Source organism: Oligoflexus tunisiensis (assembly GCF_001748245.1).
GTDB lineage: Bacteria > Bdellovibrionota_B > Oligoflexia > Oligoflexales > Oligoflexaceae > Oligoflexus > Oligoflexus tunisiensis.
In genome coordinates, this window is record NZ_BDFO01000001.1 from 7,145,137 (window position 1) to 7,167,470 (window position 22,334).

19 protein-coding genes, 1 tRNA gene and 1 pseudogene are annotated in these 22,334 nt (G+C 53.5%); 7 read left to right on the forward strand and 14 right to left on the reverse strand.

Features of this window, described 5'->3' with window-relative positions; translation table 11 throughout:
* Window positions 1-130: 130 nt before the first annotated feature.
* Window positions 131-1,471 (forward strand): sensor histidine kinase, encoded by a 1,341-nt coding sequence (locus OLTU_RS29750; RefSeq protein ID WP_218110355.1) that lies wholly within the window; start codon window positions 131-133, stop codon window positions 1,469-1,471.
* On the opposite strand, the gene OLTU_RS29755 is transcribed toward OLTU_RS29750, so the two are convergent.
* The 3 genes from OLTU_RS29755 to OLTU_RS32165 form a co-directional block, all read right to left on the reverse strand.
* Window positions 1,422-2,036, reverse strand: coding sequence for a methyltransferase family protein (locus OLTU_RS29755; RefSeq protein WP_141736354.1), 615 nt, complete (start codon window positions 2,034-2,036; stop codon window positions 1,422-1,424). The two genes, OLTU_RS29750 and OLTU_RS29755, sit on opposite strands and share 50 nt — an antisense overlap.
* Before the next feature lie 41 nt (window positions 2,037-2,077).
* Window positions 2,078-2,680 (reverse strand): hypothetical protein, encoded by a 603-nt coding sequence (locus OLTU_RS29760; RefSeq protein WP_141736355.1) that lies wholly within the window; start codon window positions 2,678-2,680, stop codon window positions 2,078-2,080.
* Between the two features lie 238 nt (window positions 2,681-2,918).
* Complete coding sequence (locus tag OLTU_RS32165; protein WP_176737082.1) at window positions 2,919-3,086, reverse strand: hypothetical protein; 168 nt, start codon at window positions 3,084-3,086, stop codon at window positions 2,919-2,921.
* 55 nt (window positions 3,087-3,141) lie between these two features.
* Between OLTU_RS32165 and OLTU_RS29765 the strand changes: the two genes are divergently transcribed.
* The 3 genes from OLTU_RS29765 to OLTU_RS29775 all read left to right on the forward strand — a co-directional run bounded on the left by OLTU_RS29765 (window position 3,142) and on the right by OLTU_RS29775 (window position 6,749).
* Entirely contained in the window at window positions 3,142-4,272 is a 1,131-nt protein-coding gene (locus OLTU_RS29765) for an SDR family oxidoreductase (RefSeq protein ID WP_141736356.1), read from the forward strand.
* Between the two features lie 107 nt (window positions 4,273-4,379).
* Window positions 4,380-5,561 carry an MBL fold metallo-hydrolase gene (locus OLTU_RS29770; RefSeq protein ID WP_218110356.1) on the forward strand — a complete coding sequence of 394 codons (1,182 nt, stop codon included), beginning with the start codon at window positions 4,380-4,382 and terminating at the stop codon, window positions 5,559-5,561.
* Between the two features lie 93 nt (window positions 5,562-5,654).
* Window positions 5,655-6,749: an endonuclease/exonuclease/phosphatase family protein gene (locus OLTU_RS29775; RefSeq protein ID WP_141736357.1), complete on the forward strand. Its 1,095-nt coding sequence runs from the start codon at window positions 5,655-5,657 to the stop codon at window positions 6,747-6,749.
* Between the two features lie 6 nt (window positions 6,750-6,755).
* Here the strand turns inward: OLTU_RS29775 and OLTU_RS29780 are convergent, their stop codons facing one another.
* From OLTU_RS29780 to OLTU_RS29790, 3 genes are all read right to left on the reverse strand, one after another.
* Window positions 6,756-8,726 carry a sensor histidine kinase gene (locus OLTU_RS29780; RefSeq protein ID WP_141736358.1) on the reverse strand — a complete coding sequence of 657 codons (1,971 nt, stop codon included), beginning with the start codon at window positions 8,724-8,726 and terminating at the stop codon, window positions 6,756-6,758.
* A gap of 9 nt (window positions 8,727-8,735) precedes the next feature.
* Window positions 8,736-10,571, reverse strand: a complete 1,836-nt coding sequence (locus OLTU_RS29785; RefSeq protein WP_218110357.1) for a sensor histidine kinase — start codon at window positions 10,569-10,571, stop codon at window positions 8,736-8,738.
* A gap of 432 nt (window positions 10,572-11,003) precedes the next feature.
* Window positions 11,004-11,477, reverse strand: a complete 474-nt coding sequence (locus tag OLTU_RS29790; RefSeq protein ID WP_141736360.1) for a DUF1801 domain-containing protein — start codon at window positions 11,475-11,477, stop codon at window positions 11,004-11,006.
* 323 nt (window positions 11,478-11,800) lie between these two features.
* Here OLTU_RS29790 and OLTU_RS29795 point away from each other — a divergent pair.
* Window positions 11,801-12,153 (forward strand): annotated as a pseudogene (locus tag OLTU_RS29795) (glutathione S-transferase family protein); the annotation flags it as partial.
* 35 nt (window positions 12,154-12,188) lie between these two features.
* On the opposite strand, the gene OLTU_RS29800 reads toward OLTU_RS29795, so the two are convergent.
* From OLTU_RS29800 to OLTU_RS29810, 3 genes are read right to left on the reverse strand one after another with little or no spacing between them, the layout of a single operon-like run.
* Window positions 12,189-13,028, reverse strand: coding sequence for a hypothetical protein (locus OLTU_RS29800; protein WP_141736361.1), 840 nt, complete (start codon window positions 13,026-13,028; stop codon window positions 12,189-12,191).
* Window positions 13,021-13,896 (reverse strand): ATP-binding cassette domain-containing protein, encoded by an 876-nt coding sequence (locus OLTU_RS29805; protein WP_141736362.1) that lies wholly within the window; start codon window positions 13,894-13,896, stop codon window positions 13,021-13,023. The genes OLTU_RS29800 and OLTU_RS29805 overlap by 8 nt, the downstream gene beginning before the upstream one ends.
* Window positions 13,897-14,307 carry a GntR family transcriptional regulator gene (locus OLTU_RS29810; RefSeq protein ID WP_141736363.1) on the reverse strand — a complete coding sequence of 137 codons (411 nt, stop codon included), beginning with the start codon at window positions 14,305-14,307 and terminating at the stop codon, window positions 13,897-13,899.
* A 261-nt stretch (window positions 14,308-14,568) separates the two neighbouring features.
* On the opposite strand from OLTU_RS29810, the gene OLTU_RS29815 reads away from it, so the two are divergent.
* On the forward strand, window positions 14,569-15,846 hold the full coding sequence (locus tag OLTU_RS29815; RefSeq protein WP_141736364.1) for an AAA family ATPase: 1,278 nt from the start codon (window positions 14,569-14,571) through the stop codon (window positions 15,844-15,846).
* Between the two features lie 247 nt (window positions 15,847-16,093).
* Window positions 16,094-17,284 (forward strand): hypothetical protein, encoded by a 1,191-nt coding sequence (locus OLTU_RS29820; protein ID WP_141736365.1) that lies wholly within the window; start codon window positions 16,094-16,096, stop codon window positions 17,282-17,284.
* A gap of 546 nt (window positions 17,285-17,830) precedes the next feature.
* Here the strand turns inward: OLTU_RS29820 and OLTU_RS29825 are convergent.
* The 5 genes from OLTU_RS29825 to OLTU_RS29845 form a co-directional block, all read right to left on the reverse strand.
* Window positions 17,831-17,907, reverse strand: a tRNA-Met gene (locus OLTU_RS29825).
* A 76-nt stretch (window positions 17,908-17,983) separates the two neighbouring features.
* Window positions 17,984-18,589, reverse strand: a complete 606-nt coding sequence (locus OLTU_RS29830; RefSeq protein WP_141736366.1) for a hypothetical protein — start codon at window positions 18,587-18,589, stop codon at window positions 17,984-17,986.
* Between the two features lie 57 nt (window positions 18,590-18,646).
* Window positions 18,647-19,375 (reverse strand): RsmE family RNA methyltransferase, encoded by a 729-nt coding sequence (locus tag OLTU_RS29835; protein WP_141736367.1) that lies wholly within the window; start codon window positions 19,373-19,375, stop codon window positions 18,647-18,649.
* Complete coding sequence (locus tag OLTU_RS29840; RefSeq protein ID WP_176737083.1) at window positions 19,375-20,304, reverse strand: 50S ribosomal protein L11 methyltransferase; 930 nt, start codon at window positions 20,302-20,304, stop codon at window positions 19,375-19,377. The genes OLTU_RS29835 and OLTU_RS29840 overlap by 1 nt, the downstream gene beginning before the upstream one ends.
* Window positions 20,305-20,371: 67 nt before the next feature.
* The gene (locus tag OLTU_RS29845; protein WP_141736369.1) at window positions 20,372-22,282 is read right to left on the reverse strand and encodes a hypothetical protein; all 1,911 of its coding nucleotides are present in this window, start codon (window positions 22,280-22,282) and stop codon (window positions 20,372-20,374) included.
* Between the last annotated feature and the right edge of the window lie 52 nt (window positions 22,283-22,334).

Sequence of the window (22,334 nt, forward strand, 5' to 3'; positions counted from 1 at the left end):
GGTCTATTCGTAATTCATTGATATAATTTGATTTTCGCCAATCGCAGAGTGCGGAACTTGCGAACGATGATTTCCTGCCGATACATAACGTATGACAGACACGAAAGAAAACCAGCGCAATCACAGGTTCTTGCATACCCGATGGCAGGAGGCCCATCTTCCCCTTTACACCAAGTATGCAAATCTCATCTGTATCGTCCTGATGCTTCTGACCGTGCCTACGGATTTTTTGTCATTTCCTCTGGAGGAAGCCTGGCGTGTGGTCAATGCCCGCTTCCTTGTGATCATTATCTTTCTCGTGGATCTGCTCCTCCTTATGACAGTGGCCCGACAGATCCAGAAGCCGGCCATGCTTCTGAATACTCTGCTCTTTACCGCGATCTTTACCATCAATCTTCTCTATCTTTATTTTCTATTTTCCATGGATAGCCAATACCGTCTCGCGGTCACGACCGGCTGTCTCACGGCCATCCTTGGCACCCACATCTTTCTTTACCGTTTCTACGCCGTTCACAGTATCTATTCCCTCGCCTATGGTCTGGTTATCGCGGTTCCTTTCGCGATTGACAGCGACTGGCGGTCGGCGCTGATTTCCATTTTTCTGGGTCACGCCACAGGGTTTGCCATCTCCCTTTTCTTTCGCAAGGTGTTTCAGGAGTCCCTGGAAAAGGACTATGTGATCAAGATCCAGGCGGAAGCCATTCGCAAACAGTCCGAGCAGATCGAGGCCACCCTCAAGGACAAGGAAAACCTTCTGCGCATCCTGATTCACGATATCGCCAATCCCCTGTGTGTGATCATGGGCAACGAAAGCTCGCTTGCCGAGCAGGAGTCGCATCAGGATCAGGTATCCTTGAAACGGCTTTCCAAGATTCATAGCGCATGCCTCGCCATCGATCATTTGATCGTGCACGTCCGGGAATTCGAGGCTGTCCGCACGGGCAAAAAGGCTGTAAAAATCGATGCCTGCTCCTTGAATGAAGCGATTGATGGTGCCCTCCTGATGGTGGAAGGCAAGGCGCAGGCCAAGAAGGTGAGCCTCAATATTCAGCGTTCCAAGGGCACCGACATCCTCTGCGCGGCCGACAGTATACCCCTGACCCATCAGGTGCTCGTGAATGTCCTGAGCAACGCGATCAAGTTCTCACCCATCGGCGGCTCTGTGGATGTGAGCATACAACGGCAGGAAGCCACGGCTGAGATTGTGATTCGTGATTATGGCGTCGGCATTCCGCCCGATATCCTGGAAGGCCTTTTCAATCCCAGCAAACCGACGACACGAACGGGAACGGCCGGGGAAAAAGGTACAGGCTTTGGCATGCCTCTCGCCAAAGCCTATGTTGATAAATTTGGTGGGCAACTGCTGGTGGAAAGCACAACCGTGGAAACCTCCCCTGACAGCCACGGCACGACGATTCGGATCATCCTGCCCTTGTGGACATCAAGGACTTCAACAGCAGCTGCGGCCTAGGCAGAAACCGTCCGGTACGCTCCATATAGCGGCCATAGGATGGGAATTCATGCTGCAGGCCACGTTCTTCAAGTCGTGCCGAACGATGATAGTAGCCGAGCATGATCGACCACAGTGTGATCACGAGGACATCGCCCGTGGCCACGAAGAGTCCGAAAATCATGATAAGGTTGGCCGTATAGATCGGATGCCGGATGTGGCTGTAGATGCCTTCGGTCACGATATCCTTGGGCAGAAACATCTGGCTGCAGTGGCTATAGTGCTGACCAAGAGCAGTCTTGGCACCGATGAAGAGAACAATCCCCGCCACGGATATCCAGGCGCCCGCATAGAGTGTCGCAAGGCTATGAAACAGGGAATGGGTCAGCTCATGGCGTCCCATAAAAAAGAGCACCAGGGCATAGAGATAGGCCAGCTGGGAGAAACGGTAGATATAGCGGAAGGACGAAACGGAATGCATCGGCTGCCGGTCCGCCGGGTCGAGGCCGCGTTTTCCATCATACATAAGCAGTGAGACCAGTCCGATCACAAGATAAATGCCGGCTATTGTTAGTTGATGGCTCATACAAGGCTCCTTTTCTTTTCCCGTGAAAGTTTCGAGTCGACCTACTTGGGGGACGGATGATGCAGGTTGAAGCTGCCTCTCAGGCGGCTCAGCCGTGCCCGGACAAGCCGCAAGAGGATTTTTCCCCCGACAGAAAGGAGCTGGGTCTTGCTCCAAAGAAAGACATGGTAGGTCTCGCCTGGGATAAGTTTGCTGGGGGCCTGGTAGATCACCTTTCCGCAGAAAAATTTATAAAGATTGCTGATGCCTTTCCGGTTGGCGACGCCGAGCGTATAGCTGCAGCGAGTGCAGAAAACGGAACGCCAGACTATGGTGGCCCAGACAAAGGCCTGCAGGAAGACCTTGTCCTTGGCATTCCGTTTGATCCAGAAAGCGGCGTTTTCCTGAACGTTCTGCAGATTGCCGCAATGCTTTTCCAGCAGGGCCTGCCGGATCTCATCGGGAACATCCTTGGTCGACCGAATGGGCGGGCAGCATTCGACGTAACCCCCCACCATCTGGGAACCATGATAGATACCAAAGACCTTGGAGCGCTCCATCCAGTCCAAAGGAACGGCCTGGTCGCCGCCGTTGTTGACATAAAGATCGCTGTAAAGCTTCAAATCTTCAGTTTTCTTAAGCAACGAGATTCGATAGCAATGCATCGCAGTCGTCCTTAGCAAGGTGTGTGTATAGCAACATTTAGTACACGCTCCTTCGGTTGGAAACCTGGCAAAATGAAATACAGGAGGGAAGTCTTGAATTGAATTTAGTGAATGAAAAATGTTTAAGATCACTCAAATGAAGCTGGGACAGGGTTTTTGGAGGTAACTTGGATGGCGCGTTCTGTAACATTACGTGCGGGATGAGGCGTGGAAACGTCCGCATCCTGGATCAGGATCGTCATAACAGTCCATGGAGCTCTTCCGCATAACGCTTGAGCTGCCCGCTGAGATAGCTGGTGGCTTTCCGGAGGGAAAAACCATCCCGATAAACGAAGGGTGTTTTCGCCGAGGTCCAACCAGAGTGGCACGGAATCTGATAGCAGATCCGGGTTGGCATTCGCATCATGCGATCCGCCAATCAAGATCAAAGGTCTTCGATTCACAAACAACGGAGGGTTGTTATGAAGCGATCGCTGAAAGATTCTGTTGTTGTTATTACAGGAGCATCGAGTGGAATAGGCCGGGCCACAGCCTTGGATTTTGCCCGGAGCGGAGCGCGGCTTGTGCTGGCCGCACGCGGTGAGGACCAGCTGCAGGAAGTGGCCAATGAGTGTCAGGCGCTGGGGGCCACTGCCATCGCCATTCCCACGGATGTGAGCGTACTCGAGGCGGTCAATGAGCTCGCCACGCGGGCCATCGATACCTTCGGTGGCATCGACGTCTGGGTGAATGATGCAGCCGTTTCCCTGTTTGCGCGGCTGGAGGATGCGCCCTGGGAGGACTATCGTCAGGTGATTGAAACCAATGTGTTTGGCTACATTCACGGCGCCCGGGCCGTGCTGCCTCATTTCCGGGCGCGAGGACGCGGAGTTCTGATCAATGTTTCCTCGATGGTCGGGAAAACCGGAGCGCCGTTCCTGAGTGCCTATGCCACGAGCAAGGCCGCGATCATAGGCTTGTCCGATAGTCTGCGTCAGGAGCTAATGGATGTTCGTGGCATTCATGTTTGTACCGTGCTGCCGGCATCCATCGATACACCCATTTTTCAGCATGCCGCCAACTACACCGGCAAGGCCATCAAACCCATGAATCCCATCTACGACGTTGAAGCCGTCGCCCGTGAGATTGTGAAGCTCGCCCTGCATCCGCGGCGTGAAGTCTATGTGGGAGCTGCGGGACGCCGCATCGGGTTCCTGAGTCGTATCGCACCAGGACTTGCGGAACGTCGCATGGCAAAAATGGTGAGGAAGGATCATTTTTCCAAGGCATCGTCGGCTTCGAAAGAGGGCAACATCCACCATCCCATGCCCCAGGTGTCCGGCCCATCCGGAAACTGGCGCAAGCGTGAAGGCCAGGTTGGCAAAGGCGCGCTGGTCATGGGGCTGGCTGTTCTTGGTATCGGTATTGGTGCCGTGATCGCCTATAGACGGGGAGCCCTGCCGCATCTCACCCGCAAAGCCAGCGTTCACGGTCTCAAGGCTGTAACCCGAACGGCTCTTCTGCGCGTGATGGAAGGGCTGCATCAGTCCAACACGCTACGGAAAAAAGCAACCCGGACCATCAGAAAGCCCATTCTGCGCCTCGTCAGTTAAGGAAAAGCCGCGCAATCCCGCGCGGCCTCCCCGATTCCCCATCTCCTCATGACCGCCGCTTATGCTATAATCTCACGTCACTCATCCCGTTTTATGTGGATATCCTCATGCGATTCAAGCTCCCGTCCTTGAAGGCGGTTCGTTTCCCTATGGCAGCGGTTCTGGAAGTCATGACTCTCGGCGGAGCCATTCTCTTTGGAATGACAGGCTGCAACAGCCTCGGGCGTTCCCCTGAGGGTGAACGCCAGGCACGCCTGGAACGCTCGCCCCAGTGGCAGTCTGGTAAATTTGTCAATCGCTATGAGCGCGTGGATGGATCCAGGTTTTCGCTTCTGAAAGATCTCCTCTTTGGCAACGCGGCTCCAACCCGTCCCACCGATACGCTTCCCGTTCAAACGCGACGGCGCTCCGACTTTGACAGTGCCCCGGGCCTGCGCACGACCTGGCTCGGCCACTCCACACTTATCGTCGAGATCGAAGGCCAGCGTCTTCTCATTGATCCCGTCTGGGGCGAGCGCGCCTCGCCGGTTTCCTTTGCAGGTCCCGAGCGCTGGTACCCTTCCCCACTGCCCTTTGATGAACTTCCTGAGATTGATGCGGTTCTGATCTCGCACGATCACTACGATCATCTGGATTATCCCACCGTTCTCAAACTGATACCCAGGGGCGCTCGCTGGATCGTGCCGCTTGGCGTCGGAGCGCATTTGGAAGCCTGGGGCGTTCCGGCTGCTCAGATCGTTGAGCTCGATTGGTGGGGCTCGACCGAACTCTCCGGCCTCACGATCACAGCAACTCCGGCCCGGCATTTCTCCGGTCGTGGGCTTCGTCAGGATCAAACCCTCTGGTGCGGCTTTGCCCTCACCGGTGTGCAGCGCCGGGTTTATTACAGCGGTGATACCGCGCTCTTTGATGATCTGGCCACCATAGGCGAGCGGCTTGGTCCCTTCGACCTCACCATGATTGAAGTCGGAGCCTATGATCGCCGCTGGACCGACGTGCACCTTGGTCCTGAACAGGCTGTCCGCGCCCATCAGCTCGTGAAAGGCAACATTCTCCTCCCGGTGCATTGGGGACTTTTCAGTCTGGGATTCCATGGCTGGACCGAACCCATGGAACGCGTCCTCGCTGCCGCCAAAGAGCATGACATTTCCGTGGCCGTTCTGCGGCCTGGCGAAAGTCTCAGCCCACCCGAACTGCCGATGCAGGATCGCTGGTGGCCCGAAGTCCCCTGGCTCAGCGGCAAGGTGGATCCCATCCATTCATCAGGGGTTGAGCATCTGATGCATTAGGGCGAAGCCTGCACGAAACAGCAGGAATTACCGCAGGATCCCTTCAATCGTGGTATTCTAAAGGGACATTCTGAAGCCGGAAAGGATAGGCACATGCAAAGACAGACGTCGTTTGTATTTTGGGGTTGTATGGCTCTTCTGCAGGCTTGCGTCACCGGATGGTCGGATAGTGATGCTGTCCCCGAACCTGTGACGGTCATGAGCTGGAACGTCGAAAATCTTTTCGATACGGTGCATGACGAAGGCAAGCATGACTGGACTTACCTGCCGCTCGCCATGAAGGACGATAAAATCAAACAGGCCTGCAAGGAAACCAGCATCAAGGAAAAATATTACAAGGAATGCATCAGCAAGGACTGGAATGAGACCATCCTTAAGGAAAAGTTGCAGCGCGTGGCCAAGGTCATCCTGAGCCAGAACAATGGCAGAGGCGCAGACCTTCTCTTCCTATGCGAGATTGAGAATGTCCGTATCCTGGAACGCCTGCGCCAGGAATATTTGCAGGTGGCCCAGTATCAACCGGCGATCCTGCTTGAGGGTTCCGATGAGCGTGGCATCGACTGCGCTTTCCTCACCCGTTTCTCACTGGATGGCCCTCCGTCTCTGCATAAGGTGCCGCTCTCCAAGGTAACGGATCCGTCGTATACTGTGGAGAAAACCACCCGTGACATCCTGCAGGCCGATTTCAAACTTCCCAGTGGCGATCGACTGACCGCTCTCGCCGTGCATTTCCCGGCCGGCTTTCATCCCACAGTGCACCGCAGGGAGGCTTTGGACAGGCTCAAGCAGGTGGCGCAGGAGGCTGCGACCCAATCCCAGATCGTGGTGGCCGCAGGTGATTTCAACATCAATGAGAAGGAGCAGGAGGAACTTTATGACAATACGGCTGCCAAGGACTGGTTCATTTCCCATCGGGAAGGCTGCAAAACCTGTCCGGGCACGTACTTCTATGATCTGGATAAGACCTGGTCTTTTCTTGATGCCATCATGGTTTTCAAAGGCGGCCAGCCTCCAGAAAGGCATGCCTGGAAGATGGATCCTGATTCCATCCGGGTCGTCAACGAGAACTATTTTCAAAAGAAGATGACCGGCCATCCCCTGCGCTTCATTCTTGATGAGAAGGGCATTCCCCGCGGTGTATCGGATCATTTTCCTCTGCTGATGCAGCTCAAGCCCCAAAAGCATTAAGTCAGGTCACGGTCCCTCGATCAGCGGCAGCTCCAGGATGAATCGCGTTTCCTCCGCATTGGCATCATAAGAGAGCTGACCGTTGAACGCCTTGACAAGATTCCGGGCCCGACTCAGGCTAAGGCCTGTTCCTTCCCCGACGGGCCTGGTCGTGAAGAAAGGCCGAAAGATCTTCGCCTGCAATTCACGGGGTATGCCCGGCCCGCTATCCTGAATCATGAGAATGACCTTCCGCTGCGAATCCACGGAACGTGACATCAAATGCACGCGAAGAACCTTGCGGGGGACATCCCGCATGGCGGTGATGGCATTATCCAGCAGGCTTGAAATCACCTGGATGAGCTGGCTGGGGACGCCATAAGTTTGAAAGGAGTCGCCCTCGATTTCCATCTGCAGCTGAATGCGGTTGTTCCTGATCTGGGTTTCATAAAGCGCCAGGGCCTGCTGCAGCATTTCATAGAGGGACACCTTTTCCACAGGAAGATCGGAACCGGGTTGGGCGAAGGACCTGAGTGCATTCACGATGTAAGCGATCCGATCCACGCTGGTGCTTATTTTCCTGGTGTTTTCACGAATGCGTTGAATATCCAACGGCTCACGGCCCAGGAGTCGTTCGATGATATCCGCATAGCCACCGATGATCATGAGAGGATTGTTGATCTCATGGGCCATGCCTGAGGCCATTTCACTCAGAGCCCTCATCTTCGACTGATGGATCAGGGCGTCCTGCTGCACCTCCCATTGATACTGGCGCTGACGCAGAACATAGATACGATGGGACAGACCCGCTGACATCAGAATCATTTCCAGCCCGAAGGAGAGCGACATGATATCGGAAGGAACCGTCATCCTGAAAAGATAGTTGCCCAGATAGTAAGCACTCACGCTTAAAATGGGGCACAGGAGAGCGATAAAAAGAAACCACGCATAGCGTTCCTTTTGCGCGATCTTCACAATGCAGCCCCACATGCCAAGCATAACGGTGGCCGTATTCAAAAAGGGATTCCAGGGCATGAAAACATGAGGCAGGGCAAAGGTCCCCAGCGCGCTGAGCAAACTGATTCCTGCCAGTGCGTAGAGACAGCGGGCGAGCCAGGATGTTCTTGGATTGAGATACAGAAACTGGCAGAAGAATGCGGCCGCACCGATGTTCGAAAAAGCCGGCGTTGCATAAGGGGCATTGTGAAGCCACACAGGAGTCCGATACCAGAACAGGGAATAGTAGGCGGAGGAAAACAGCATCGCACTGGACAGGCATAATACGAAGAAAAGGTAAGCGAGATAAACATTATCGCGAACAGAAACGTAAAGACTGAGATTATGGAAAAACAGAGCCAGCGCGAGACCGAAGTAGAGCCCGTAGGCCGCCAGGTAAATCCATTCCAGCCGCTGGTGATCCGTCACCAGACGCAGGGAATAATGGGTATCCAGAAGGCTGTTCGAGTGCTGGCGGATCAGCACATGCACACGCTCCTGAGGAGGAAGATTCAAGCGTATTCCGATCAGATTCAGCTTGAGTTCCCGTTCCTCCAGGGGAGCAAACGTTCCGGCTCGCACCTTTTTCAGCAGGACGCCTGCCTGATCGAACACGAAGAAATCAGCCACGGTTGGGGAGGCATAGGGCAAGGCGAGCACGCGTTCCTGCGTTTGATCGCTCGGGTTGAAAAAGCTTCCATATAACCAGAGAGTGGCGGCGCTGTATCCCCAGGATTTCTGATTGGCCTTCCATTCCATGGTTCCATCATTCAGGATGTCGGACAAAAGCTCTGCGGCCGACGGGGGCGTTCTTTTGGATTCCTTGAGAACGACAAACGCGTCACTGGCATCCTGGGAATGATTCTGAAGAGTCAGCGGTGGTCGCGCTTGACCGAAGGACATGGGCATAAACAGGATCAGGCCAGCCAGGATTAGCAGGACCCCATACCAGCCGTCCAAGACTGGAATGAGACCTTGACTGCCGATGGGCTTGCTCGCCATGAAGCGCCCCTAAGTGCCTTGCAGCATGGGAGCCGCAAGGATGAAAATACGGAAGATGGTTCCGCTCGATCCGGAGCCGGAGTGGGCGGATAGGCTTTCCACCTCGATTCTGGCTCCATAGGCATCCAGAAAAGCTTTCGCCAGAGGCATGCCATAGCCTATTCCCTGTTCCCCTTGAGTCCCTTTCTGGCTGCGGTTTTGATGAGGATCAAAGAGGGTTTTCAGGACTTCAGGGCTCATGCCGACACCCCGGTCCTCAACGGAAATCATGATAACGTCCTTATTATGGGTGCGCGCTGCGACGCGAATCACCTGTCCCGACTTCGAAAACTTGATCGCATTCGAGAGCAGATTCCCCATGACTTCATTGCTCAGACTGGTCTTCTCGGCCTGAACGGCGAGACCTGGGTGTTCCAGGTGGAACTCCAGACGGATGCCTTTTTCCTGAGCTTTCTCCTCGAAAAGAAAGGCCAGAGACGCAAAGACTTCCTGAACCGACACAGGTGTCAGCGGCATTCTCATGACTTGATCGACATATTCCGTTTTCTGCACGAAACGCATGATGTCCTCGATAATGCTGACAGCCTTCACGATGCTTTCCAGGGGTTTGTTTCCCGGGCTTGTGGCCAGAAGACGTCTGGAGTGAGCTTTGACGATCGTGAGAGGATTGGCGATGTCATGCGAGATCGTGCGCAGCAGATGGCTTTTCACTCTTACTGTCACTTCCGCCCGCAATTTTTCCTCGTAGATCAGCTTGAACCTTCCTCCCAGCGCCAGCGACATCAGGATCATCTCCAGCCCATGCGCAACGACGATGGCATTGATGGTCCAAGGGCGACTGGGAAGCCAGCCCAGCATTTGCATCAAACAAACGGTAACGCCAATCAGGAAGGTGCCTACAGCGCCGAGATAAAACCGCGCGGGTTTAAAACCATCTTTTAAGCGGTGAAACCCAATATAAAAGAGAAGCAGGATGCCGAAGAGGAAGTAGATGTCGGTCAGGCTCATGAGTTGGGCTGATGGAGAAAAATTGGCAATGATCAGCAGAACGAGGCCACCCAAATAGGCAAGGACGCAGCGGTCAACGAGTGGATGGGCTTCCTTGAGATGGAGAAATGATCGCGCAAAGAGCAGCGTGGTCAGGGGCCCCATAATCCGGTAGGGGCCCACGATGTCCCACCAGGAAAGGCCAAACCAGGACCAGATTCCGTTCGGGAAATTGACTGTCATCAGATCAAGGTGGCAATTGAATACAGCAAACACGAGATAGAAGAGATAGTTCTGATCCCGCAGGATGATATAGAGGAACAAGTTATAAAGCAGCATGGCGAGAAAGCAGCCGACTACGGCGGACAAAAATGTGGAGCCATGATGCAAGCGTTGCGATAGCGCCGGCTCGGTGAACAACTCGAATTGTAGACTCAGGGCGGCGCCGGATGTCACCCGTACCAGAAAGCGGCTGTTCACCTGCGGCGGCACATGCAAACGGCTGACCGCGTAGCGTTCTTCAAGGGAGGGCTCCTTGACCACAGTGCCGTTGTCTTCGATCCGGTAGACCTCAGCTCGCAGAAGCGGATGGCTGGGCAGAAGATACCAGGTCGCCTCGCTTGTCTGATTGTGGATCGTAAATGCCACCCAATAGTGGGAAGCGGTATAACCAAACGCGATGGCACCTTGAGCGGGCTCGACAAACCTGCTTTGCCTTTGGGAGACCTCATCCGCATTCAAGGTCCCGCTGGGATCCTCAAAGTAGGTAAAGGAGCTGAGCTCCATGGGTTGGAGCTGATTCAGGACGGTTACCGCGGCGGCCTGCCCCACCAGGTTCTGAGCCGGAAAAAAGGCCATGAACCAGCAGATGAGAGTAGGAAGTGAAAAGCGGAAGGGGTTCAAGAAGGCCTCATATGGTATGCCGCGCAAGGACAGGCCCAGTATACGCTGAAACGAAAATGGGCATCATCCAAAACGTTACCAGATCGGAGTGGCTGGATAAGGTCGCGTCAATGAAATCGTCCGGCTGTTGTGCTCATCAAACAGGCAAGATGCCGCTATGTCACAAAACCAGATAAGACAAGTGATGGTCGTTGGGTCGCCGTCAGCAAAAAACATCGGAATCAAAGATTGCGAGCTAGCCCTGCTGCGGCTGACGACGCTTGTCGGGGCGTTCTGAGTCTGAGGTTGGAACGTAAGTTATGTTCAGCTTCTTTAGGAGGGCAAGGTGTTTTACCTCCCAACAAGCGGTCCTTCCTTGGCCGATTTTATGTCTCCTTTGACATTGGTCTACACTCGAGCCTTTGACCGTCTGGCGGCTGAGGACATATTCAGTACCACTGCAGCCCGAATGAGCGCCTTCAAAGCCTTTTCATTGATCTTATCGCCTTCATGAAAATCGATGGCACGTCTGGTATTGCCTTCGAGGCTGGAGTTGAAGAGGTCTGAAGGGTCTTCCAACGAGGCACCTTTGGCAAAGGTCATCTTCACGGCATTCTTATATGTCTCACCGGTGCAGATAATTCCACCGTGCGACCAGACCGGAACCCCTCTCCACTTCCACTCCTCGACCACTTCAGGGTCAGCCTGCTTGATGAGGTTTCGGATCTGAGCAAGCATTTCTCCTCGCCAGTCACTCAGCTCCTTGATTCTCGCATCGATCAGCCGGGAGGGTGAGTCTCCTCCTTTTGATTCCTTCGAGGCGGTCTTCGCCTTCTTAACGATTGGTTTCGCTTTCTTCACGGTTTTCGTCGCTTTCTTCATGGTTGTTGCCTCCTGCTTGCCATGGCACCATGAATTATCGCAGACCTGCACGCAAAGGGTGAAGGGGGAAATTTCTTAACTTGGAGGGAAGGTTTGCAGCAAGCAGCACATTCCCTGCGACGGGCATTGGCAAAGATGGGAAAAACAAACCCCAGAAGGTTAATCTGGGGCGCGCCAGGTTGCGACTTGATATGTACTGGAAGTTTCTGTGAGAAATGGGTTGTACCTGATATCTCTTTCAGATGATCAGGAAGATTAACGGGCACGTGATAAGGGTCGAAGTGCAGGTATCCGGGGCGCTGCACTTTTTCGTCGCTTGGTTTTGGATGTTTGCCGCGCTCAACACGGTGGAGCCGATCCTTGAACTCGCAACCGCCACGCTCCTGGAGAGCGATAAGCCTTGGAGCAAGGAACGCCTGCCTCTGGTCAAGGATCGCGTCAAGAGCCGGCTGCATCAACTTTCCGATCGCCTGGATGATGCCGACTGGCTCGACGGTGGGTTCAGCGTGGGTAACCTGATAATGGTGTCCGTGCTGCTCAGGCTAAGGTCATCAGGCATCTTGAACGAATTCCCAAACCTCTCGCCTATGTCGCCCGTGGCGAAGCGCGGCCTGCCTACAAGCAGGCTTTCGATGCTCAAGCGGCGATTAACACCCGCAAACCACCGTCCGGCTGATTGAGTTCTGTCCTGGGCCCGAATGGGTCCTGACCCTAGACATAAACAGAGCGTTTTTGGAAACGCCAGAGCTCCAAGAGGAAAATCCCAAGACCCAGAACCAGTTCGATCGTCCACAGCGAGGGTTGCCAGGTGGGTCCGTGAAGAACGAGGTTCATGGGCAGCTCGGAGTATGGGAACAAGGGCAATTCCAAACCCTTGCCCAGACCGAAAACAGCAACCTGCAAAACGAGGCCGACGAGCAGTGAGACGCTTAGCCAAAGGGAAAAACTGGAACGTTTGATCCCGGGCCAAAGGTCATCGATCAAAAGCGGCAGACCCAGAATCAAGAGACTCACGCTGGCCCAACCGGCGAGCAGCAGGAAGATGCTGGCGTAACCGATGTCATAGGGATTGGTGACCTGATGGAAGGCCCATACCAAGGCGTCCATTAAAGTTTTCCCATTGATGCTATGGGATTGCACCCAGAGGTCGGATTTGGATACAGCGTAGAAAGCATACAGGATAAAGCGCCAGGCATTCAGAAGAAGACCCAGTATTGGCATGAGAACCAAGGCCGGCAGATGACGCAGAAGACCTAACTTCCAGCGGTCCAGAGGCAGGCTCGCTAGGCTTGAGAGTCGACCATTCCCGTGCATTTCCTCGGTGAACAGCAGCAGGATGATCGAAGCCATCAGGGCGAAGGGCCAGCCCGAGAGGTTCACAAGAGACCCACGCACGGCTATGACCTCCTGACCGTCCGTGACGTTCACAGTCAGTGGCACGGCATAGGGAAAGAGCAGGTTATCCAGATAGTGCAGCAGGGGTATCATCAGCACGAGCAGGATGATGGGTTTTTTCAGTTGCCTCAGATCGGCCCAGAAAAGCTTAAGCATGACGGCTTTCCTCCAAAGTGTAAAAACAGATTTCGTCCAGGGATAAGGGTTGCGATTCGATATGAGTCGCGCCTTTTTCTTTTAGCAATTGCATGTCCGCCGCTGCCCGGCCTGAGATGAAACGCAGCGTATCACCGCTCTTTTCCCAGTGTTTGGCGTGCGGCAGCGTTGTCAACGATCCGGGCAGCCGGCAGGACAGCTGGCGCCATGTTTCCAGCAGCGCATCCTTCTCCACATCGGCCACGATGCGACCTTCTTGCAGAAACACAAGTCGATCGGCGAGATTCGCCACATCACTCATCGTATGGGTGGCCATCAATACCGTGAGTTCGGACTCTGCCATCAGGCGCCAGACGATTTCATTCCAGGCCTGGCGGACCAGCGAATCCATCCCATTCGTTACCTCATCCAGGAGGAGGAGCCGTGGCCTGCAAGCTAACGCCTTCACCAGACTCAGCGCCTGGCGTTGCCCGCGGGAGAGGCGATGCACGAGCTGCGTTTCATCCACATGAAACCGGCTGATCAGCTCCTGTGCGAAATCCCTGTCCCAGCTGCGACGCAGGGCGGCATGGATTTCCATGTTTTCCCGCACGGTGAGTTTTTCATGATGGCTTTGCCCATCGAAGGCATAGCCGACCTGTTCCTTCCAGGCACCACGTCGGGGATCGATTTTTGCTCCGGCGATCTCCCAATAACCTTCCTCATTCCGCAGCAGGCCCATGACCGCCTGCAGAAAGCTGGTTTTTCCTGCACCGTTCGGTCCGACCAGACAGGTGAAAATGCCGACCGCTGATTGCCAGTTCAAGGGACCCAGTTGGAAGGGACCGCGCTTGCAGATCAGATCCTGCAATTTCAAAATATTTTCCACTTACTCGGACTCCTTCTGATTAGGGCTGATGTTGGCCTCATCATGGATCTCCTTGACGATCGCGAGGATTGTGTCCAGATCCAGGCCTTCACTCAAACTATCGCGTACCGGTTTTTCCAGAGCATCCTTGCAATGCGAACGGGCCAGGCTTGCCTTGCTCCGGTTCGTCAGATCTGCAACGAAGAAACCCTTGGCGCGTCGCACGACGATCAGGTTCTGCCGCGTGAGTTCTTCATAAGCTTTCTGCACCGTGATCACGCTGATGCGTTCCCGTCGGGCTAATTCCCGAATCGATGGCAACATTTCCCCCTGCGGCAGAGATCCGGTGAGGATCTGTGCCGAGACCTGCCGCACGATTTGCAGATAGAGCGGCTCACTCCCTTGATCACTGATGTTGATAAGCAATTTCATGTCTCCTGAGGTGTCTGTATCCTCCGTACATATTCAACATGTACAGTAAGATCGGCAGAAAGTCAAATTTGCTTGAGTCTGAAAGTATGGAAGAAGAAAACGTAATAAATTCAAGCGAATATGATACTTCCGCCCGCAGAGCCCGAATATCATGGGTCTATGTGCTCGAAGACTTGATTGAGAGAGCTCCTGAAACCTCTTGATATTATACCTATCAACCATTATATCTCTGAGATATAATCTCTCCCAACAGGGGGTGATATGTCACATTTCGTCAATAGAATAGATGAGTTAGCCAGACTTCGCGACACTAGCGCAGGCCTGATCGTGATCTTTGGAAGACGTCGAGTAGGCAAAACGACCCTTATCGAACGCTGGGGCAAGACCTGTCATTTTCGTTATAGCCAAGCCATAGAGGGAGCTGAGCCCATTCAAATCTCCCAACTTATGGATGACCTTTCCAGTATCCTCCCCCAGGGATTGCGCGCTGAATCCTGGAAGGAACTCTTCCCCATACTTTCACTTATCAAGCAGGAATGCGTGATTGCGATTGATGAGTTCCCCTATCTCGTCAAGTCACAACCCTCGCTTCCCTCTCGATTGCAGAAGTGGATGGATCATGACAGACCGCCCCATGTGAGGCTCGTACTGCTCGGATCTTCACAAACAATGATGAACAGCCTTTTTCTAAATTCCAACGCCCCCCTCTATGAGAGGGCTGATCTGATATTGCACGTTTCACCAATGGGATATCGTTACTTTTGCGAAGCGCTAAGTTTGGATCCTCTTCTGCCTGAGAATTTCGATAAGTTTTCCTTGGTGGGTGGAGTGCCGCGCTATTGGTCCTATATCAACAGGGAAGATGAGGCCACTCAGATAGCAGATCGGCTATTTTTCGGTAAATCCGCCCTATTGGAATCAGAACCTGATCGACTGCTGCGCGATGAGGACGTGAACGGTATGCAGGCGAAGTCCATTTTTGAATGCATTGGAAGAGGGGCTAATAAACCCTCTGAAATAGCATCGAGAATGGGAATAGAACAGACCGCCTTATCCAAACCATTGCAGCTTCTCATGCATGCCTCACTCATAAAAAGATCGCTACCTTTTGGTGAAAGCATCCGAAGCAGCAAACGCACCCTCTATTCCATTGCAGATTTTGCGCTCACCTTCTGGTATGGCTGCTATTCACCGCATCGTTCAAGGTGGCATCTATACAGTCAGGATCATAAGCAAAAGATCATTCATGATCATGCAGCCCAGGTTTTGGAAGAGTGCTATCGCAATCAATTCCCCGATGGGGCACGCTATTGGGAGGGTCAGCATGTCGAGTTTGATTGTGTAAGACACTCCCGAAAATCTCAACATGTGATTATTACCGAAATCAAACATCGATTAATCAGCGATTCTGAGGCGAACAATCTCAAGGCTACTCTGGAGGAAAAATTCGCAAAATCAAAATTGGCAAGTAATTTTAAGTTGGACGAGGTTGAAGTGCTCGGAACGAAAGATGTACTGGATCGCCTGCAGAAGTCATAGAAAGCTCAAAAAACGAAAACGCCCTGGCCATAGACCAAGGCGCTTATTTTCTTTGGTAGCGGGCGGGAAGGATTTGAACCTGCGGCCTTCGAGTTATGACCTTTGACATTGTAAGATAGAAGCGGCGCGGGGCATGGCTTTATCAATTAGTATAAAAACAAAGGTAATTGATGGAAAATGGACAAACAGGTTTTTCGGCACTATTACGGCACCAGACTAGTCTATACTCAGCCAACGGGAGTTCAACTTGGTGGGCATTAAGCAGCTTTTTAACGACCGAATAATCCGCATAATCTTGGCCGAAGTAACCGAACTGACTGTTGTCCCCTTAGTACGTTCAAGAGTTGTGAAAACAAAGATTTCATCGCCACCCACTTGGCTGGTAGCTTCGATGATGTCCGAAGTCATGGGATTTAAACTGCACGACAATGAAGATAAGTCTTATTGGCAAATTCATCTAATGTTTCGGGGTTTTGATATTTGTCTTCGTGACTGGAAAGGCTGGTCGTGGAGCATTGACATCTTTGATAGCGGTTCAACTATTCCAGATAGTATCTACGATTCCCTGATTCAGAAATTAGCGTCTGCATGTAAAAGATACGAGAATTCTATTTTAAAACCAATGTGGAATCATCATCTTCAAAGTGATGACTTTATGATTCGGAATACATTCAGAAAATCATATGGACACTATTGGCACCTTCGCGAACTCTCTGAGCAACGCGTTGCTGCTGCTAATGTATTAAAAGAAGAGCAAGAAAAGGATACAGCAGAATCCTTCGACAATTTAATTGCACACTGCTTCAAAAAAGCTTCCCAGTATTCGGAATTAAACTCTAGCGCATCTATTTTGTGTAACGCTGCAATTTTGTTCTTTTATGCAAGTACTGAAAATATCTTCGACATAGGTTTCTCCTTTCTCAACAATAGAAAAGTAAACTATCTGACATTTCGCTCAATGGATTGGGCAGAACGGTTTAAAACCTCATTGCCAGAATTTGTTAGCCAGCACCAAAAGATCTACGACGCAATGTATAGGGGCCTTAAAGACCAACGACACCAAATTGCACACGGTTTCGGAGGGGAAGAATCAGGACTCTTCTTTGTTCCGGGCATAGGTTATCGACCGATCACATACACGCGAAAGAAAAATAAAGTCGGATTTCCTAATAAGGACAAAGCTGCTTCGCTAGTCGATGACGAAATAGCTAACTTGCACAGCGGAATATTTGAGGTTTTTGATTCTTTCGAGAAGACACTCAGATCAACTCCTAAAGGGCATTGCATAATGCGATTCGCCGATTCTTTTCTGGACATTCCCTTATCACTTACGAATGGCACAGAGATGCGTCAGCTTGCTGAAGATCCAGCAGAGTTTGAGCATTGGATGCAGCACCAAGAGTATTGGCTCGAGAAGGCAATAAACGGCGAGAGATGATATATAGTGTTGTCATGTATCCATTGGCTTTCTGGACGTGCAAAATCCTCTTCGCAATCTCATTTAAGTAATTAATATCATTAATTTTCGAGAGATTCTTTTCCAGGAAGCAGCCCGGTCGCAATTGCACCAACTGTCGAGACAGTACCTGCGGGAGTTGTGATTACCAACAATCAGCCGCTCGCAGTTCTTGTTGAAGCAACTCTTGATACTTTGTCCCTCATCGACAAGGCGAATTGCATTATTTACCAGATAGACTCAGAATCCGTAGAACGCAGTCCCCGCAACCGTCAATAGTCGGGTGGGAGGATTTAAAGCTTTGTCAGAGAAGAGCTTACGAGTTTACACTGAGGCTTTTGAACCCATGTGCATGAGTGGCTTCGGGGCGTAGCGCACACTCAATCGGGAAGAACCCCTTTCCAGCCCGCGAACGCGGGCCCACAAGAGACCGATGTGACCGCGCAGCGGGCACATATCTAACCTGGTTTTCTTCCCTAAGGTCAAAACAAAAAAGCCTGGATCGAAATCCAGGCTTTTATCTTTATTTGGTAGCGGGGGCAGGATTTGAACCTGCGGCCTTCGGGTTATGAGCCCGACGAGATACCAAGCTTCTCCACCCCGCGGTAAGAGCTACGTTTATAGGTCTTCGGGTCCGGCTTGTCAAGCAACCTTACGATTTTTTTCTGAGTCCTTCCTGGTTTAGCCAACCTTGTCGCCGCGGAGCCTTTGGCCGACCTGATTGATGCGTTCGGCCAGGGCGTGATATTGGTCGCCATCGCGCAGTGTTAAGGGTTCGGGGTTGCCGCCTTCCAGCAGCTCATCCAGGTAACGGAAGATTGGGCGCATATTTGACGCTCTTCGATCGTTGGGGTTCAGATACATCACCTGGTTGAGCTTTTCGGCGAGTTCCTGGAGCTGATCCGACTCGCGCAGGATGAGGGGCTGGACGGGCTCGCCGCTCAGGTACTCGTCCAGAAAGCGATGGATTGATACCAGCGGCCCGTAGATCTGATGGGTATAGCGGACCGAGACCAGGATGGAGACAATCACAAAGACCATCATCAGAAAGCAGCCGGCATAGACCGGAGTCTGAAACTTCTGGAGGATCTCCATGCTCTGATCGTTGCTGAGCTTGAAATAGACCGCCAGGGCCTGCGAGATATCCCAGATATAATAGCCGAAGATGCCGAGGGTCAAACCCGCGAAGACAAAGTTCAACAGCAGGAAGATGATACCGAGCTTTACCTGCCGATAAGGTTCCACAAACCACGACACGAAGCCGCGACGACGTCCGGATTGTTTCATGAGCGCAAACCTCGGGGTTAAGTTCGCTCCATTTTACCATAGCTCGTGCGGCGTGAGTCAGCTTTTGTAAGGAATGATTTGCCGCAGAAGGGCGGCGCTGGCGATCGCGGCGGTGGTCGCGCGCAGGATGGAGCCTTCGATCCGACAGCCGACAAAACCCTGCCGACGCAGGGCCATGACCTCATCCGCATCCAGACCCTTCTCACTGCCGATCACAGCCATCGTGGGGCCCGGCTGAGCCGGCTGCCAACGGGCCAGGTTGTGCTCCCCGTCCGGATCCAGAAAGATTTTATTGGGAAAGGCCGCGGCCTTGCCTAGCAGAACCTCCAGACTCTCCGACCAATCCAGCACCGGAGCCCAGGGACGCTTGCACTGCTTCATCGCCGCCGTGGCGATACGATCCCAGCGCTCCCGCACCTTGTCCTGCATGCGATTTTTATCGACCGATTGCGACGCAAAGACCTCAATCCCATCCATGCCAAGCTCGATGAGATAGGGCAGAAGCTCATCCGCACTCTGAGGTTTCAGAGCGCCAATAGCCAGAGTCACCTGAGCCGCCGCAGCGGGCGCCGGAAAAAAATCCTCGCGTTCCACCCGGAACTCACCCTCATGCTTGCCCGCATGCGTGAGCTGGGCCAGGGCAACATGTCCGGACCCATCGGCGATTTCCAGCTCGCTGTCCACGGGAAGGCGCAGGACCTTGAGGAGATGGTGCCACTCATCCGGCAGGAGTTCCCACTGCTCCGGACCCAGACGGCGACCAAGGAATCGAAAACGATGCGCCATCAGACTTTCCGATAAATCTGGCAGACCCAATCACTCTGCACATCCTCGTGTTCCAGAATCAGACCACAGGGATTGGCCAGCTCTTCCATGGCTCGCGCTTCATCGGCAAGAACGCCCGAAAGGATCAGAAATCCGCCGGGAGCCGTCTGAGTTGCGAGATCCCCAACGATGCGCCGCAGAACGTAGAAAATAATATTCGCCATCACCACCTGAAAAGGCGCTCCACGTGAGGGCAGCGTGCCCTGCTCCAAAATCAGAGGCGTGCCGTTCACTCGTGCATTGTCACCAGCGGCAATGATGGAATCAGGATCAATGTCCGTCGCTGTCACCGTTTTATAACCCAGCTTCTGCGCGGCGATGGCGAGAATGCCCGTCCCGGTGCCGACGTCCAGAAGGGTGTCCGGCTGAATCCCGCGTGTTTCCAATTCCTCCAGCGCCTTCACGCACAGCATGGTGGTGGCGTGCTGTCCCGTGCCGAAGGCCATGCCGGGCTCGATGCAAATCGGAATCAGATCCTGGGGAAGATTATCCGAAAGCCAGGGCGGGTAAATATAAAAGCGCGGTGTCCGAATCGGTTTGAAGCTTTCCTTCCAGCCTTCCATCCAGGTTTCGGTGAGCATCGCGCTCATCTCACAGCTGATCAGGCCTTTGAAATCCTCTTCCAGTTTCGTTTTGATCTGCAAGAGATGCTCACGATCATATTTGTAAACCAGGAGGGGCAGGTTATCGCCACCGAGCTGTTCATACTGCTCCGGCGCTTCCGCCTCATAGGGAAGATCCAAATAGAGATCATCGATCGCCCCTTCGACAAAAGCCTCTTCACCGGTGCCCAGCAGCCAGTTCTTGACATCGTCCTTGACCGCATCAATCGACACCAGGGCCTGGGGCAAAAACGTGATTTGTAACTGAAAAGTCTCGGTTGGATGCATGGCGAAAGGCCTCCTTTGGAACGGTGGCTCTTTATATAGCCTGTGCAGCAAGACCTCAAGTTGTTTACTAAAAAACCGCCAGAGGGCCCAAAGGCCCATCGACCGGCAGCATGGGAATGATTTTCTTAACCAGCTGATCTTTCAGATAATTTGGATCCTCCCTCAGATTGGTGAGGAGGCTTTTCACTACGATAAAACCCGGATTGCGCTGGGCCAATTCCTTCCAAATTTGCATGGCCACACCCTCGCGTCCCTGACCATAATGCAAAAGCCCTTGCGCCAGCGACCGCCAGGCTTCAACACCTGGTTTGGATTTCACCCGCTGCCAGAATCGGAAGGCACTTTCGGCCCTGGAGTGGTCCTTGCTATCGAGAAAACTCACAATCAACGCGAAGAAATGTTCGGCCCGCGGTTCCAGGTTGGCTGCTTTCTGAAATTCCGCAGCGGCCAGCAGACGATAGGGTTTGGTGGAATAGGCATGCAGCATCGCTGTGCCTTTCAAATGAGCCAGCTCCTGCGAGCGCACCACCAGTTTTTCGAGCGGCTGCAAAGTCTGCAGAGCCTCCAGTCCATTGCTCTGAGCCAGGAGCAGACGAACGCGGAGCAGAGGCAGCCACTCGCTGTCCAGGGTTTTATCATCGTCCTGCTGCTCCTGAATCCGATCGATATAGGCAAGCCCATCCACCGCACGCTGGTGCCGGATGGCCTGCTCGACAACGAGTCGAACGAAACCCGGATCGAAGCGATAACGCTGATAGCTCTCCGGATGACTGAAGAACTCGTCCAGAGCCGGGCCGATATTCCCGGATTTTCTCAGAAAGGCCCGCAGGAGCGTGATATCAAAGAAGCCCGCTTCATCGGCCTCCATCATGGCAACCGGTCGGGATTTCCAAACGAGCTGACTCAATTTTTTATCACGCAAGCGCCAGGCATTGAGCATGCGCATGCGAAAGATCTCACGCTGCAGAAAGGGATCGTGGAGTTCCGGGAAAAGTCCGGCGGCATCTTTCAGGACGCGTTCCACCTGAACTCCGTTGCCAAGTTTGGCCAGATTCGAGGCGGCTGCCCATGCAAGCCAGGCCTGCAGCACGGGGCTTTGATTCATCATCGCTGTCCTGAGTACGGCATAGCCATCATCCAGGCGGTTTCGCATAGGCTGCCGGGCCTGATCCACAAACTTCAGAACACAGGAGGGTGAGCCTGTCCACCGCCGACAGCCCGGATAATTTTTGGGCGCCACCAGACTGAAGGTCTGCAACCGTCTTTGGGCCTCCCCGGCGAGCAGCTGTATGGGCAGCATTTCCCAGGAAACACTGCTGCGCTGAAACTGGACCGCATCGCCATAAATTTCCGTGACCTGACGCAAGGCCGCCTGCGGAATATCCTGCGCCAGCTGGCAGCTGGTGAGAAGATACTGACCCGTGGAATCCAGGGATCCTCGAAAGCGCCGACTCAGGGCCTCCTGAATCAGAAATTTGCATTCCATATCCTGCCAGGCACGGGCTGCAGCCGCTTCACTGCCGGGCGCATCCGTCAGCTTCAAATGCCGAATCAGGCTGCTGGCCAACGGCCGGGTTTTCGCACCGATGCCGTGCCTTTCCAATCCTCTCTGCACAAAGCGAATGGAATTTTTCGTGGCCAGGTTGATGGCCCGATCGGTCCGCATCAGATAATAGGGAAGAGCCACAAAAAGTGCCGCCAGGACCAGCACGAGCAGCCCCACGCCCAAGGCCAATCGCAGGCCCCGCTGGGAATGTTCGACGCTGCGATAGCGGATCGCGGAAACCTGATGCAGAGCGTGCAGCGGCTCCTCAGCGGAAAATTCTCCCGCCTCGATGGGATCCGCCTCCCGCATCATTCTCGCTGCCGGCGTCGGCGGCCGGGAAAAATCGAGCGAAAGTTCGGGCGCCACTGAGGAGGAAGCCTCCACAGGGTTGATAATTTTTTTGCCTTGGGACTTGGGCTGCTCGTCCGCCATGACCCTCGCCTGGTTTAAGTGCCTGGCCGAAAACCCGCCCGGGCACTATGCA